Raw genomic sequence first — 14,538 nt, forward strand, 5'->3', positions numbered from 1 at the left:
CTACTTTTTCTATAAAACGAAAAATGAGCCATGTTAGTACTTATATATAAAAATAATTTAGATCACTTACTTACAAGAACCATTTATAGGTTATCTTCTTATTCTTCAGTAGGCTGCTCGCCTGCCTTTGCCTTCTTGGCAGCTGGCTTCTTGGCAGGAGCTTTCTTTGTCTTCTCAATCTTAGCACGGAGTTTCTCCTCAGCAGCCTCAATCTTCTCAATCTTAGCCTGGAGGCGAACAATCTCCTTATTCTTCATCTCAATCTCCTCATCCTGATTCTTGATGGTTGTGAGCAGTGAGCTGAGCTCCTCGTTGTCAACATCCTCAGGATAGAGAGAGTTAACGCGTGAAATGAAGTCGCCAAGGATGTTCATATAGTTTGTAAATGCATCGAACGGACTTGCATAGATGCCACGGTTGATACCAACCTGCGACGGCTTTGTAGTCATCTGACGGAAGTTGTTAGAAGCCTGCAGATAGTCCCAATCCTGATTGATACGTGGGTCGTTTGCAATGCGAACGCGGTCGGCTACGCTATAGAGCTTGTTGAAAGCCTCACGCTGCATCGGGTTACCGAGCCAGCAACTGCAGTCGCGCTCCTCGTCGTTCCATGACAATGTATCTGGAACGTCTACAGCACTAACGCTATTGAATGAGTCACATATCTCTGACGGTGTAGAGAATGTTACGCCACGCTTCTTTGCACACTCGGGCAGAGCCTTGAAGAAGTCAAGAATGTTGCTTGACAGAGGCTGTGCAATACCAAGAGCCGAGAGCTCCATGAAGATATTTATGACCTGCTCGCCTTCTGGCAGATTAGCAATGCGGTCGATATAGTTATCGGCGAAGAGTGGATAACCTTCCCAATCAGTATTACTGAAACGCAATGAGATATCGTCACTGAAGTTAACGTTACGCAGAAGGAGCTTGAGGTTAGGAGCAAGAGCGCAGTTGTATACATAATTAGGCGACTTCCATCCGAGGACGTGGCGAGCCCCTTCCGAGAGCATTCCCTTGAAGCCCATCTGTGAAACCTGCAGACCGATGTCATCGCTGTAAATAAGCGAAGAGTTGCGCAATACCTTCGGAGACTGTCCGAAGTATTCCTCCATCTTTGTACACTGGCGCTTTACCTCAGCTGCGAAGCTCTCCTCATTGGCGAGCGAAGCAAGACCGTGTGAATAAGGCTCAGCGAGGAATTCTACGCAACCAGTCTGGTTGAGCTCCTGAAGCTTCTCAAGCACCTGAGGAGCATGGATTTCAAGCTGTTCGATACCCACACCCGACAAAGAGAAAGCTACCTTAAAATAGTTGCCATTCTCCTTAATCATGTCGAGCAGCGTATTGAGTGCGGGCATATACGAACGTTCTGCTATGTCAGAAATGAGACGCTCGTTCTCATAGTCGTCGTAATAATAGTGATCGGTACCGATGTCGAAGAAACGGTAACGCTTCAACTGGATATTCTGATGTATCTCGAAGTATAAACAAATAGTTTTCATTGTTGCTTGTCATTTAATGGATTGTTGTGTATTTATTGCTTTGATGCATATACCATACGTTGTGTTACGATGTCATTGGCTACAGATTGCCTGAAAGAACACGCTCGTACAGATTCTTGATGCGTGCGCCAACCTTCTCCCATGTAATCTGGTCGACCTCGTTCTTACCCTCATCCTGCAGATAGTGGAACAATGAGTCGTTATGGCAGATTGCATAGATGGCATCGGCGAGTGCGTGGATATCCCAATAGTCAACCTTGATACAGTTGTCGAGAATCTCGGCACAACCAGACTGCTTAGATATAATGGTAGGCGTTCCGCACTGCATCGCTTCGAGAGGCGAAATACCAAACGGCTCCGAAACCGAAGGCATAACGTATACATCAGAGTCTTTCAAGCACTCGTACACCTGCTTGCCACGCATGAAGCCCGGGAAGTGGAAACGGTCTGCAATGCCACGCTCGGCAGCCAAGTAAATCATAGCGTCCATCATATCGCCACTACCTGCCATACAGAAGCGCACATTGCGTGTACGCTGAAGCACCATATTGGCAGCCTCTACAAAATACTCAGGACCCTTCTGCATTGTGATACGGCCAAGGAACGTAACAACCTTGTCCTTGCCAGTGTGGTCAGGACGTGGGATGTCCTGCAATTCCTGACGCAGTGGATAAACGGCATTGTGCATTGTAAAGCACTTGCGCGGATCCTGATGATACTGGTTGATAACGGTCTGACGTGTCAATTCTGATACGCACATGATGCAGTCGGCATTGTCCATACCGTCCTTTTCGATGGCATATACTGTTGGGTTAACCTTACCACGCGAACGGTCGAAGTCGGTAGCGTGTACATGAATACACAAAGGTTTGCCACTTACATGCTTGGCATGTATACCAGCTGGATATGTCAGCCAGTCGTGAGCATGGATTATGTCGAACTCCTCGGTGCGAGCCACAACACCGGCAATAATGGAATAATTGTTAATTTCCTCATGCAGGTTAGACGGATAACCACCGGCAAATTCCATACAGCCAAGATCGTTGACGTGCATGTTGTTGAAGTCGGCATAGATATGGTCGCGCAGACGATAGTAGTAGTCGGGATCCATCACATTAGATACGCGGCTCTTTACATATTCGTAGTCGACATCACGCCATGCGATAGGCACACAATTCATTGCCACAATGCGGCAAGCGCTGCGATCCTCATCGCCAAACGGGTGCGGCAAGCACAATACTGTCTCTACATCGCCCTGGGCATGAAGTCCCTGTGAGATACCAAAGTTAGCGGTAGCAAGTCCACCATATACGTGAGGAGGATACTCCCATCCGAACATTAATACTTTCATATTTTTGAATCCTCCTATTTTTAATATTTATACTTTTCCAATAGCTCAAGCGTACGAAGCACCTCAGCAACGTTCATAGCAAACGATATAGCTCCACGACCGCTGAACGGTGGGTTGCCGTCAAACAGTTCAGGAATTGTTCCAATGCAGTGCTGCACCATTTCGTCCTCGTAACCTACCATCTGGCGCTCAATGAACGATAGACGTGTGCGCTTGTAAATCTTCAGGCAAGCCTCCATATAGAAGCCACCGAGCCAAGGCCATGCGGTGCCCTGATGGTAAGCATAGTCGCGCTGTGTCTGCGGACCTACATACATCGGGTTGTAGCCACCACTCTTTGGCGAAAGCGAACGCAAGCCCTTCGGTGTTAGAAGTTCACGTGTACATACATCAAGTACAGACTTCTGCTGTGCCTGACTGAGCGGAGAATAGTCTAACGCAACGGCAAATATCATGTTAGGACGTACGCTCCAGTCGGGCGAGTCAAGAGGCTCTACATAGTCGAAGAGATAGCCATACTCATTAACGAAAGTATCGAGGAATGAGCTGCCACACAACTCTGCACGTTTCTCAAATTCAGCAGCCACAGCCTGGTCGCCAAACTCGGCAGCCATCGAAGCGCAGAACTTAAGTGCGTTGTACCACAAAGCGTTGAACTCAACAATATATCCTGTACGCGGCACAACCGGACGACCATTAGCTGTAGAGTTCATCCATGTTACGGCATGATCCTTGCCCTCAGAATACAAGAGTCCGTTATGGCGCAACTGCAAGTTAGGATGCTTATCGGCTATAATATATTGCAGGATATCGTGGAGCAACTTGCCATATTTGCGGTTGCACTTTTCACGACCTACATGCTTGGCATACTGCTGGATAGCCCATACAGCCCAAAGCAACACATCAGGCTGCTCCATCTCATAAATCTTCACTGTGAGAGGCTTGCCTTCCATAAACTCATAAAGACCGCGTGCTGCTGTCTCCATAACGAGTTCGAAGTAGTCCTCTTCCTCAATAGAGAGTGTAAGACCTGGGAGAGCAATGAATGTATCACGTGCACGACACTTGAACCATGGATAGCCGGCAAGCAGATAACGCTCGTCCTTGCTTGTACGGTTATGGAACTGGTGTGCAGCATTGATAAGACAGTGAAGGAAATTGTCGCGCGGCGAACGCTCGTCAACCTCTTTTGTAAACAGAGCCTTCAAACCTCCTGTCTTGCATTGTTTAGTAGATGCAGAGAACACGATGCTCTCACCCTTCTTGATATCCATTTCAAAATATCCAGGTACATAGAGGTCCTCGTTCGAAGCGTAGCCACGCTCCTGCTCCTTAGGATACTCTACGCCACGATACCAGTCGGGCTGGAATACAAATTTATTGTCCTTGCTGAACTGCATGTACAGGTCGGGATAACCTGCATACATACATGTACGTATACCATTCTCCACCTCGCTGTAATCGCGCGAAGCTACTGTATTCTCGTGTGTAAACTGACGCACACTGCGGAAAGCAAGGAACGGACGGAAACGCAATGTCGTTGCCGAATGGGCATCAACAAGAGTGTAGCGAATGAGGATACGGTCCTCATAATGCTGGAACACGACTTCTTTCTTGAGCACTACGCCACCTACACGATACAATGTAGTGGGCACTTTGTCACAATCAAATTCCCTGATATACTTGTGACCTTTAGGACTGAAGTTATTGCCCTGATACTTGTGAAGACCGAGGTTGAACTCTGCTCCATGCTGTATCACAGTAGCGTCAAGCGACGAAAGCAATACATGATTCTCGTCGTCAAGGTCTGGTACCGGCACCACAAGCAGACCGTGATACTTACGTGTATTACAGTCGACAATTGTGGAACACGAATACGCTCCCGAACGGTTTGTACGGAGCAACTCACGAGGCAGGGACTCCTCGAGGTTGGTCATCAGAGCTTTTTCGAATCGAAGATAACTCATAGATTTAATTTAAGGTTCATTATTAGTTCGTAATTATAATAGCCATATGGCTCATCAACCATCAAGGTCGGAAACAACAAATAAGTAGTAGGACTTTCAGGTTTAAGCCAATGAGCTTGCGCTCGGCAGTAGTCTTAAGATAAAGGCGTTAGCTGCTTTACGAAATCAAAGGTAATAAAAATATAATTACGCGCAAAACAAATAGGTCTATATTTTTGAAAAACATGTTATTTAGCACTTTTTCGTACCTCAAACACAACAAAAACAGGTTTGCAAATACAAATTTAGCGCAAAAAAGCGTAACTTTGTATTGTGATTAGGATAGCTTGAAAACAACAAAAAAAACACAGTACGCCCATGCCAATAGAAACACTTCTGAAAAAAGACATTGCCAACAGCATTGCACAAATATGGCATTGCACAGATGTCTATTGTGTCAATACAATACAAAAGAACCTTACAGTAAGGTCATTCAAACGAAACGAACTGATTTATCAAGAAAACGAGACTCCTACACACATCCTTTTCCTCGTCAATGGTATGGCAAAAATCATAAAGGAATGCGGTATGGGACGCTCACAAGTTGTGCGCATTATCAAAGAACAGTCATTCATGGGATTTCGCGCTTTCTTTGCACACGAACGCAATACGACATCTGCCTTAACACTTGAAGACTCTACCGTGGCAGCACTGCCGCTCGACATAATGGCAGAACTGATTGAAATGCATCACAGCATTACCGATTACTTCATTACCATCCTTGCCACTACTCTCGGCGAAACCGACAACCGCTTTGTTACTATCACCCAAAAGCACATACGCGGCAGATTGGCCGAAACGATTCTTGCGCTTAAGGCAAACTATGGAATTGAGAACGACGACAAGACTCTCAACGTGATAATGAACCGCTACGACCTTGCATCGCTTTCGAATATGAGCACAAGCAACGCAATACGCACTTTATCATCATTTGCATCTGAAGGCCTGATAGAGATTTCCGGAAGAAAAATAAGGATTCTCAGTGAAGAAGAATTGGCAAAGATTTCAAGACTTGGATAGACTCATATACAAGGCAGTTATACCTATTATATAATAGGATACATTTTATATTAATATTAAATTGCACTTTATATTAATATTAAATCAATACTTTATATTAATATAAAATACACCTTATTATATATAAGGCACACACTATATATAACAAGAGATAAAAAAAATGATGAGGAAGTGGCATAAGTCAAAAAGACAGAAGTAAGAATAACAATTGACTTTATGCCACTTCCTCAACGTTTTTTTATTCCGGAATAAGGAAGTTTATCACCTCCTGCTCTACTGTAATGGTAAACGGACCTGATGGTGTGCGCATCAATCTGCCGTCAATACCGACAAGAGCCTTGCGTGCCTCAAGCACTTCCACCTTGCGAGTGCGATAAGGATGCACACTCTTATGATTAAGGAACTTGCCACGCACAAACAGATATATTCCCTCAAGCAATTGTGTCATTCCGGGATGATAGACCACGCTGACATCAAGCAGTCCGTTATACGGAACGGCATTGGGTGTCTGTCCATAACCAGTAGCATTGCCCACGCACATTGTCATGATGCTACGGTTAAGGTCGTCGTTGTTGATCTTGACATGCATGCGGTATTCAAGTCGCTGGAATATCATAAGTATGAACGACATGATGAACGACAGTGTACGTGAACCTGAATAATGACGGGTCTGACGACGAAGATTCATTATAGTGGCAACGAGTCCGATGTTTATACAGTTGAGGAAATATCGGCGGCAAGCCTCGCCATGCTTATTGGCATAGCGAATACATCCAAGGTCAATCTTACGTACACGGCGCTCCTTCAACCACTTTATTATCTGGTCGTAGTCGTCCTCACGCAATCCCCAGAAGTGAGCGAAGTCGTTCATCAGACCGTTGGGTATCACACCAAGTGCCACCCTTTCACGATCATTGCGATCGGCTTGCATCATACAATTTACTGCGTCATTGAGAGCTGAGTCACCGCCTACAACCACTATCGTACGATAGCCGTTGTTTATCATCATCTTTATGAGACGATCTACGCCTGCCGAACTCTCGCTCTGCACAAAATCATACTCTACGCCGTTAGATTTGAGACATGCCTCAATCTTCTCCCAACGACGTTTCGGGCTTCCAAACATTTCATGCTTTGGGCAATAGAGTATGCCCCAACGGTTATCGTTTATCATAATCGGTTTGTTTTGTTTATAATCCGGAGAGACCAACCCTCCCTATTTACCTTTTATTCATTCATGAGTGACATTATTGCCTCAACCTTTTCATCCATCGACTGGGCTGCGTCTATCCAGTGGATTGTGTAGCCACGCCTTTCCATTCCGCGGAACCACGTCATCTGACGCTTGGCAAACTGATGAATGGCTATCTCAAGCTGACGGAACATTTCTTCGTAGCTTGTCTTTCCTACCACATATTCTGTCACAAACTTATACTCAAGTCCGTAATATATAAGGTCGTCAGGATTCACTCCTCCGTCAATCAGACTGCGTATTTCGTCGCACATACCCTCTTCAAGACGTGCCTTAAGCCGTCGTGTAATCTTCTCGCGACGCAGTTCACGGTCTATATTTATGCCTATGACAAGCGAATCCACCGGAGGCATCTGCCGTTCGGGTGTAGGATGTTCAAGATTATAAGTCTCAATCTCAATGGCACGTATCGCACGCTGGGCAGTATCCACATCGGTACGGTTGTGCATTTTCGAACCGTTCTTTTGCTTCAGCTGAACAAGCATCTGCGTGAGTTGGTCGAGCGACTTGCCCTCAAGACTCTCCCTTAGCTTCTGATTTTGCGGTACTGGCGACAGACTGTATCCGCCAAGCACAGCCTCTATATACAGTCCGGTTCCGCCACACAATATTGGCAGTTTGCCACGACTGCGGATGTCGTTGTATGCCGTGTGAAAATCCTGCTGATACTGAAACAGATTGTACTTTGTTCCGGGATCGGCAATGTCTATAAGATGATAAGGAATATGGACGTCGCCGATAGTATAGTCGGCCAAGTCCTTGCCCGTACCGATATCCATACGACGATACACCTGGCGCGAGTCGGCACTGATTATCTCCCCACCAGTACGCAGCGCAAGAGCAGCCGCAACCGAAGTCTTGCCGCTTGCCGTTGGTCCGAGTATGGTTATCATTTTCTGGTTTTGCATATTGTCAATAGCTTTGCTGGACATTACAGATCTATATTTGCTTTAGCTTCAAGGTACAAACTTACAAAAAAAATCTTACACATCAAATAATTAATCAAAAAAAAGACCGCAGGGCAAAATGCCTTGCGGTCTTTATTCTATGGTTTATGGGTCAATAAATTAACCGTTTACCTTCTTCATGTGTGCGATGAGCTCGAGAACCTTATTAGAGTAACCGATCTCGTTGTCGTACCAAGAAACTACCTTTACGAACTTGTCTGTGAGATATACACCAGCGTTTGCGTCGAAGATAGAAGTCAAAGTGCAGCCGAGGAAATCAGAAGAAACTACAGCGTCCTCTGTGTAGCCGAGTACACCCTTGAGCTCGCCCTCAGAAGCCTCCTTCATAGCAGCGCAGATCTGCTCCTTAGTAGCAGCGTTCTTGAGGTTAACTGTAAGGTCAACTACAGAAACGTCGAGAGTCGGAACACGCATAGAGATACCTGTCAGCTTGCCGTTGAGCTCAGGAATTACCTTACCTACAGCCTTAGCAGCACCTGTAGAAGAAGGGATAATGTTGCCAGCAGCAGCACGGCCACCACGCCAATCCTTCAAAGAAGGACCGTCAACTGTCTTCTGTGTAGCAGTTGTAGAGTGAACTGTTGTCATCAAACCGTTCTCGATACCGAACTTGTCGTTCAGAACCTTAGCGATAGGAGCCAAGCAGTTTGTTGTGCAAGATGCGTTAGAAACGAACTGTGTACCCTTCTCGTACTTGTCGAAGTTTACGCCGCAAACGAACATAGGAGTTGTATCCTTTGAAGGAGCAGACATAACTACGTACTTAGCACCAGCCTGGATATGAGCCTGAGCCTTCTCCTGTGTCAGGAAGAGACCAGTAGACTCAACTACGTACTCAGCCTCAACCTCGTTCCACTTCAAATCAGCAGGGTTGCGCTCAGCAGTTACACGAATGTGGTTGCCGTTAACGATGAGCTCGCTCTTCTCAACGTCAGCCTCGATTGTACCCTGGAAAGCACCGTGCATTGTGTCATACTTGAGCATGTAAGCCAAGTAATCTACCGGGCAAAGGTCGTTGATACCTACAATCTGAATGTCGTTGCGAGTCTGAGCTGCGCGGAATACGAAGCGGCCGATACGACCAAATCCGTTAATACCTACTTTAATCATTTTACTTTATTTTATTTAAAGGGTTAATTTTGTATCTTATACCATACAAATGTATTAACAAAGTCCGTTTTTCTTGTTAATGAGACATAGAAGCGTAAGAATGTCGCCACACTTGTTAGGATTACTCCTTTTATTTCGCTGCAAAGATAATAATTATTTTCTGAAAAGAAAGACAATTAAAGTATTAATTTATATAAAAATCTCATTACATAATCACTATTTCCTTTCTGACTATAGCGATTGCAATATGTAGTTTGCAAAACGCACACAAAAACCAATAGTACACACTCGGCAAACTGCTGATTGCATTCTATTATTTTATCCGTACATAATACATCATTGTATAACTGCCGACTCTACAATATATATTATAGGTAGCGTGTTTGTACAAAAGCGGCATTCTATCTTAAAAAAACATTCAATGTACTATTGGTTTTGACGATTTTTTCACTATATTTGCACCGACACTAATATAAACATAAATAAAATAAAACCATGAGTAGTATTCTTAACGAATTCAAGGCGTTTGCCGTAAAGGGCAATGCGGTAGACATGGCTGTCGGTGTAATCATCGGTGGCGCATTTGGCAAGATAGTTTCTTCAATCGTCAACGACATCATTATGCCACCTATTGGCTGGCTCATCGGCGGTGTTAATTTCAGTGACTTGAAGTTTGAGCTTCCGTCGGTACAGATTGCCGGTGAAACCATGCAGGCTGCCACCATCAACTACGGTGCATTCATTCAGACCATCATCGACTTTGTCATCATCGCTTTCTGCGTGTTCATGCTTGTCAAGGGCATCAACAAACTAGCAAGTCTGAAGAAGAAGGAAGAGGAACAGAAGCAATCAGAAGCTACCCCTGAAGAGCCGCAACCTACTAAGGAAGAGATCTTGCTTACCGAGATACGCGATTTGCTGAAGAACCAGAATAAATAAAGCCAACCACTAAAGAAACAAACAAAAGAAAATGGGCATGGTAAAATTCGCCTTTAAATCTCACCATGCCCGCTATTATAATAAATGTTTTTGTGTTCCTTTGTCATTTGACAATGCAAATATACACAAAATCATTCTACCCCACAAACACACTTTTTGTACATATGGCACAAACGTACTTTTATACGGATTAAGTGGATAAAAACAAAGCTTAAACGTACTATTTTTTATAAGCCTTTTATCCAGTTTTACAAATAGATAGTTTTTATATATAAATATGTGGCGATGTACATTTTTCGCTAATCAGAGTGTGACAACCATACCCTCGTTAGCCAATTCAGAAGCATCAAACACCTGACTGGCTTCATTGAGCAACACCTCCTCATTCTCATACTTCGAACTGTAATGTCCAAGCAGCAACTTGCCCACCTGTGCATCACGTGCCACCGTGGCAGCCTGCGCCGCAGTAGTGTGATAGTACTTTTGTGCCTTTTCGATATCGGCTGAAGCATAAGTCGACTCGTGATACAGACACGTCACACCGCTAATGCGTGCGGCAAGATCGGGCAGATAACATGTGTCGCTACAGTAAGCATAGCTGCGCGGTGGGTCGGCAGGCGTAGTCAGTCGCGAGTTTGGCACTTCCCTACCCTCTTCGTCTGTCCACGAAGCTCCGTTTTTGATATTGTTGATTTGCGACGTAGGTATACCGTAGAAATCGATCATGTCGCGACGGATGTGCGGTAGCGTTGGCTTCTCACAAAACAGGAAGCCGCATGTGGGCACACGATGCTTCAAAGGGATGGTCTCAACTGTCAGGCTGCGGTCTTCATATATAATCTGCTGCTTTGTGGTGTCAATAGCATGAAATTGTATCTCGTAGTCGAAATCAGTGCAGAATGTAGCCAAAAGCATATCAAACACCGGCTTGAAGTCCTTAGGAGCATATATGGCAAGAGGCATGGTACGGCCCAGCAGACCGAACGAAGAAAGCATGCCTATCAGCCCAAAGCAGTGGTCGCCATGAATGTGCGATATGAATATTGCCACAATCTTGTTGAAGCCAATGCGTGAGCGGCGCATCTGCGTCTGCGTTCCCTCACCACAGTCAATCATAAACTGCTTGCCGCGCAGCTCCACCACTTGCGACGATGGATTATGGCGCAAGGTGGGCAGAGCCGAGCCGCATCCGAGTATATGGATTTTGAATGGTTCCATAGCTATTTTTATTTCTGACGCTTGAATTAAATTTATTTCTGACGCTTATATGTGTATATACCCTTATGATTCTCAAGATATAGCGAGTCGGCACTGAGCGATGTAATATCGAAGGTGTCGCGATTCAGAAGCAGTTGTCCATTCAGAATTTTCCATGACGTCCATGGATTTGTCTCGGCCTTGACTTCTGAGTGCACAGTTCCTCCCTCTTCTATCACAAAGTTGCGGTCGATACTTGTCCAGTGGCCCAACAGCGATGTCACATTGATGGCACGTGTAGCCACCAGTTCGCCTTCAACAGTCTCCATTCCAGTCACTGCCATCTTGTCGCCTGCCATAAATCCGCCCTCTACATTCGAGACAACACCTTTCGTTTCACCTCCATCCATGTCTGCCTCAGAGTCAAGGATGATATATGTCAGTGTGTCGCCAGCATCAGTAACGAGTTCTAGCGAGTGCATTGATGTGCCACTGCCGCACACGCCGTATACGGTAGAGTCGGCCACTTCCACTTCGTCATCAACAACTACTTGTGGCTTTTCCTTCTTCGTGTTGCAACCAACCATAATAATTGCTATAGCTGCTGCAAAGAATACCTTAAACTTGTTCATGTGACTGATTTAAAAAAAGTTATTATTTCTTTTCCTGAGCCTTCGCTTCGTTCCACAACGCATCCATCTCGCCGAGCGTCATATCCTTCAGCGGTTTACCGATGCGTATGGAGTGCTCTTCGATATAGTTGAAGCGGCGTATGAATTTAGCGTTGGTTTTCTCAAGAGCGGTGTCGGGATTGATCTTGTACAGACGTGCGGCATTGATAAGCGAGAATAGGAAGTCGCCGAATTCTTCGGTAGAATGCTCGCGGTCTTCCTTGCGCAGTTCGGTCTCAAGTTCGCCGAGTTCCTCTCGCACCTTGCCCCATACGTCGCCCTTGTCCTCCCAGTCGAAGCCCACGTTGCGTGCCTTGTCCTGTATGCGATAAGCCTTGATGAGCGCTGGCAGAGCGTCGGGCACACCAGAGAGCACACGCTTGTTGCCGTCCTTCTCACGCAGTTTTATCTGTTCCCAGTTCTCTATCACCTGCTGTGCGGTCTTCACCTCTTCCGAATTGTCGCGCTCTTCCTCCTTCTCGCCATAAGGCAACGGCTTGGGTTCGGGCGCTCCTACTTGCGACGGGTGATATACGTGAGGATGGCGGAATATGAGTTTGTCGACAAGCTTGTTGCAGACGTCTGCCATGTCAAACTGTTGTTTCTCCTGACCTATACGGGCATAGAAGCATACGTGCAGCAACACGTCGCCCAATTCCTTGCAGATATTAGGCTCATCGTCCTTAAGCAGGGCGTCGCACAGTTCGAATGTCTCTTCTATGGTGTTGGGTCGAAGCGACTCGTTGGTCTGCTTGCGGTCCCACGGACATTTCTCGCGCAACTCGTCGAGCACATCCAGCAGACGTCCGAAAGCCTTGAGTTTTTCTTCTCTTGTATGCATAGTGTATATATATTAAATATGTGGGGCATACCAATTGGTGCGGTATACGATAACGCAAAGGTAAGAATAAAAATCGACACTATAAATAGGATTTTTCAATTTCATTCGTAATTTACAAATCTTTGTCAGAAATATTAAAATCATATTTTAGGAAAAAACCGTAAATTTGCACCGTAAAATTTACTAAAACTGAAAAAAATAACACTTAAGACAAAACCTTTATGGCTACAGCTATTATCCTTTTACAATTTGCCATCGTACTGGCTCTCATCTTTAAAGGTGCGCGCGTAGGCGGCATCGGCCTCGGCATCTACGGCATGGTGGGTGTCTTCATTCTTGTCTTCATCTTCGGACTTAAGCCGGGCAATCTGCCTATCGACGTGATGCTTATCATCGTGTCGGTGATAACGGCAGCTGCCACATTGCAGGCAGCTGGCGGACTTGACTATCTTGTAGGTTTGGCAGCCAAATTCCTGCGCAAGCATCCCACACACATCACCTATTTCGGTCCGCTCACCACATGGCTCTTCTGTCTGGTAGCAGGAACTGCACACACAAGCTATTCGCTCCTGCCTATCATTTCAGAGATTGCCACCAACTCAAAGATTCGTCCTGAGCGCCCGTTGAGCGTTGCCACCATATCGGCATCGTTGGGCATAACCGGAAGTCCGGTCTCTGCAGCTACAGCCGCAGTCATAAGCACCGACCTTCTGGGCGGAGCCGGCATCGAACTGAAGCACATCCTGATTGTCTGCATTCCCGCTTCGCTCATAGCCATACTCGTAGCAGCCTTTGTACAGAACCGCGTGGGCAAGGAACTGCACGAGGACGAGATATACCAGGAGCGTGTACGTCAGGGCATAATCAATCCCGAGAAGGACAGCAAGCTCATCGATAATATGATAAAGAATCCCGATCCGCACGCCAAGTATGCTGTGCTGGCTTTCCTCTTGGGCGTGTTGCTGGTAGTGATATTCGGTAGTGCGCCGTCGCTGCGTCCGTCGTTCATGCTCAATGGCGAACTGCATCACGTGAGCATGCCTGAAATAATCGAGATTATAATGATGTCGACATCCGCCCTCATCCTGCTTGTGAGCAAGGCCAACGTGCAGGATGCCGTGAAAGGCAACGTATTTGCTGCGGGCATAAACGCTCTGGTTGCCATATTCGGCATTGCATGGATGGGCGACACTTTCTTCAATGGCAACCTGGAATTCTTCAAGGGTCACATCGCCAGCATCGTCACACAGTATCCGTTCCTCTTTGCCATTGCCCTCTTCATCATGGCCATCATGCTGTTCTCGCAGGCAGCTACAGTGCGCACGCTCTATCCGCTTGGCATAGGTCTTGGCATTTCGCCACTGGCACTGGTAGCCATGTTCCCGGCTGTAAACGGCTATTTCTTCCTGCCCAACTACCCCACAACTGTTGCAGCCATCAACTTCGACCGCACCGGTTCTACACGCATCGGCCGATTTGTTATCAACCACTCGTTCCAGCTGGCAGGCTTCATCACGACATTTGTATCCATTGGAGTTGGTTATTTGATTATACAGTTCCTGTAGTAAAAACATTGCAAATGAAAGATTCTTTGAAACTTGCATTAATTGAGGGTGTGTCATAATTGACTATGGTCATTTATGGTGCACCCTCCTTTTGTATATCGTTTAGCGAGAGCAAA

At 45.9% G+C, this 14,538-nt stretch carries 12 protein-coding genes; 3 read left to right on the forward strand and 9 right to left on the reverse strand.

Features of this window, described 5'->3' with window-relative positions:
- Window positions 1–98: 98 nt before the first annotated feature.
- The 3 genes from I6E38_RS12080 to I6E38_RS12090 form a co-directional block, all read right to left on the reverse strand.
- On the reverse strand, window positions 99–1,502 hold the full coding sequence (locus I6E38_RS12080) for a glycoside hydrolase family 57 protein (RefSeq protein WP_235394227.1): 1,404 nt from the start codon (window positions 1,500–1,502) through the stop codon (window positions 99–101).
- 79 nt (window positions 1,503–1,581) lie between these two features.
- Window positions 1,582–2,853 carry a glycosyltransferase family 4 protein gene (locus I6E38_RS12085; RefSeq protein WP_235394228.1) on the reverse strand — a complete coding sequence of 424 codons (1,272 nt, stop codon included), beginning with the start codon at window positions 2,851–2,853 and terminating at the stop codon, window positions 1,582–1,584.
- Window positions 2,854–2,873: 20 nt separating this feature from the next.
- Window positions 2,874–4,820: a glycogen debranching enzyme N-terminal domain-containing protein gene (locus I6E38_RS12090; protein WP_235394229.1), complete on the reverse strand. Its 1,947-nt coding sequence runs from the start codon at window positions 4,818–4,820 to the stop codon at window positions 2,874–2,876.
- A 357-nt stretch (window positions 4,821–5,177) separates the two neighbouring features.
- Between I6E38_RS12090 and I6E38_RS12095 the strand changes: the two genes are divergently transcribed.
- On the forward strand, window positions 5,178–5,879 hold the full coding sequence (locus I6E38_RS12095; protein WP_235394230.1) for a Crp/Fnr family transcriptional regulator: 702 nt from the start codon (window positions 5,178–5,180) through the stop codon (window positions 5,877–5,879).
- Window positions 5,880–6,117: 238 nt separating this feature from the next.
- On the opposite strand, the gene I6E38_RS12100 is transcribed toward I6E38_RS12095, so the two are convergent.
- The 3 genes from I6E38_RS12100 to gap all read right to left on the reverse strand — a co-directional run bounded on the left by I6E38_RS12100 (window position 6,118) and on the right by gap (window position 9,209).
- Complete coding sequence (locus I6E38_RS12100; RefSeq protein WP_235394231.1) at window positions 6,118–7,053, reverse strand: diacylglycerol/lipid kinase family protein; 936 nt, start codon at window positions 7,051–7,053, stop codon at window positions 6,118–6,120.
- A 53-nt stretch (window positions 7,054–7,106) separates the two neighbouring features.
- Window positions 7,107–8,039, reverse strand: a complete 933-nt coding sequence (miaA, locus tag I6E38_RS12105; RefSeq protein ID WP_235394232.1) for a tRNA (adenosine(37)-N6)-dimethylallyltransferase MiaA — start codon at window positions 8,037–8,039, stop codon at window positions 7,107–7,109.
- Between the two features lie 159 nt (window positions 8,040–8,198).
- Window positions 8,199–9,209, reverse strand: coding sequence for a type I glyceraldehyde-3-phosphate dehydrogenase (gene gap / locus I6E38_RS12110; RefSeq protein ID WP_235394233.1), 1,011 nt, complete (start codon window positions 9,207–9,209; stop codon window positions 8,199–8,201).
- Window positions 9,210–9,704: 495 nt separating this feature from the next.
- Here gap and mscL point away from each other — a divergent pair, with 495 nt between their 5' ends.
- Window positions 9,705–10,148, forward strand: a complete 444-nt coding sequence (gene mscL / locus I6E38_RS12115) for a large-conductance mechanosensitive channel protein MscL (RefSeq protein ID WP_262912376.1) — start codon at window positions 9,705–9,707, stop codon at window positions 10,146–10,148.
- Window positions 10,149–10,451: 303 nt separating this feature from the next.
- On the opposite strand, the gene I6E38_RS12120 is transcribed toward mscL, so the two are convergent.
- Genes I6E38_RS12120 through mazG form a run of 3 tightly spaced genes read right to left on the reverse strand, consistent with a single transcriptional unit; the run spans window position 10,452 to window position 12,857 of the window.
- On the reverse strand, window positions 10,452–11,366 hold the full coding sequence (locus I6E38_RS12120; protein WP_235394234.1) for a ribonuclease Z: 915 nt from the start codon (window positions 11,364–11,366) through the stop codon (window positions 10,452–10,454).
- Between the two features lie 32 nt (window positions 11,367–11,398).
- A complete protein-coding gene (locus tag I6E38_RS12125) occupies window positions 11,399–11,977 on the reverse strand; it encodes a lipocalin family protein (protein ID WP_235394235.1) in 579 nt (192 codons plus the stop codon).
- Between the two features lie 22 nt (window positions 11,978–11,999).
- Window positions 12,000–12,857 carry a nucleoside triphosphate pyrophosphohydrolase gene (mazG, locus tag I6E38_RS12130; RefSeq protein ID WP_235394236.1) on the reverse strand — a complete coding sequence of 286 codons (858 nt, stop codon included), beginning with the start codon at window positions 12,855–12,857 and terminating at the stop codon, window positions 12,000–12,002.
- A gap of 221 nt (window positions 12,858–13,078) precedes the next feature.
- Between mazG and I6E38_RS12135 the strand changes: the two genes are divergently transcribed.
- Window positions 13,079–14,422 (forward strand): anaerobic C4-dicarboxylate transporter family protein, encoded by a 1,344-nt coding sequence (locus I6E38_RS12135; protein WP_235394237.1) that lies wholly within the window; start codon window positions 13,079–13,081, stop codon window positions 14,420–14,422.
- Window positions 14,423–14,538 lie beyond the last annotated feature (116 nt).

This window comes from Leyella stercorea (assembly GCF_021531355.1).
Classification (GTDB): domain Bacteria; phylum Bacteroidota; class Bacteroidia; order Bacteroidales; family Bacteroidaceae; genus Prevotella.

What these genes read in the sequence shown, in the direction of transcription:
- I6E38_RS12095 (WP_235394230.1), top strand. Translation starts at nt 5,178, where the DNA reads ATGCCAATAGAAACACTTCTGAAAAAAGACATTGCCAACAGCATTGCA.
- I6E38_RS12120 (WP_235394234.1), bottom strand. Translation starts at nt 11,366, where the DNA reads ATGGAACCATTCAAAATCCATATACTCGGATGCGGCTCGGCTCTGCCC.
- I6E38_RS12125 (WP_235394235.1), bottom strand. Translation starts at nt 11,977, where the DNA reads ATGAACAAGTTTAAGGTATTCTTTGCAGCAGCTATAGCAATTATTATG.
- gap (WP_235394233.1), bottom strand. Translation starts at nt 9,209, where the DNA reads ATGATTAAAGTAGGTATTAACGGATTTGGTCGTATCGGCCGCTTCGTA.
- miaA (WP_235394232.1), bottom strand. Translation starts at nt 8,039, where the DNA reads ATGCAAAACCAGAAAATGATAACCATACTCGGACCAACGGCAAGCGGC.
- I6E38_RS12090 (WP_235394229.1), bottom strand. Translation starts at nt 4,820, where the DNA reads ATGAGTTATCTTCGATTCGAAAAAGCTCTGATGACCAACCTCGAGGAG.
- mazG (WP_235394236.1), bottom strand. Translation starts at nt 12,857, where the DNA reads ATGCATACAAGAGAAGAAAAACTCAAGGCTTTCGGACGTCTGCTGGAT.
- I6E38_RS12135 (WP_235394237.1), top strand. Translation starts at nt 13,079, where the DNA reads ATGGCTACAGCTATTATCCTTTTACAATTTGCCATCGTACTGGCTCTC.
- I6E38_RS12100 (WP_235394231.1), bottom strand. Translation starts at nt 7,053, where the DNA reads ATGATAAACGATAACCGTTGGGGCATACTCTATTGCCCAAAGCATGAA.
- mscL (WP_262912376.1), top strand. Translation starts at nt 9,705, where the DNA reads ATGAGTAGTATTCTTAACGAATTCAAGGCGTTTGCCGTAAAGGGCAAT.
- I6E38_RS12085 (WP_235394228.1), bottom strand. Translation starts at nt 2,853, where the DNA reads ATGAAAGTATTAATGTTCGGATGGGAGTATCCTCCTCACGTATATGGT.
- I6E38_RS12080 (WP_235394227.1), bottom strand. Translation starts at nt 1,502, where the DNA reads ATGAAAACTATTTGTTTATACTTCGAGATACATCAGAATATCCAGTTG.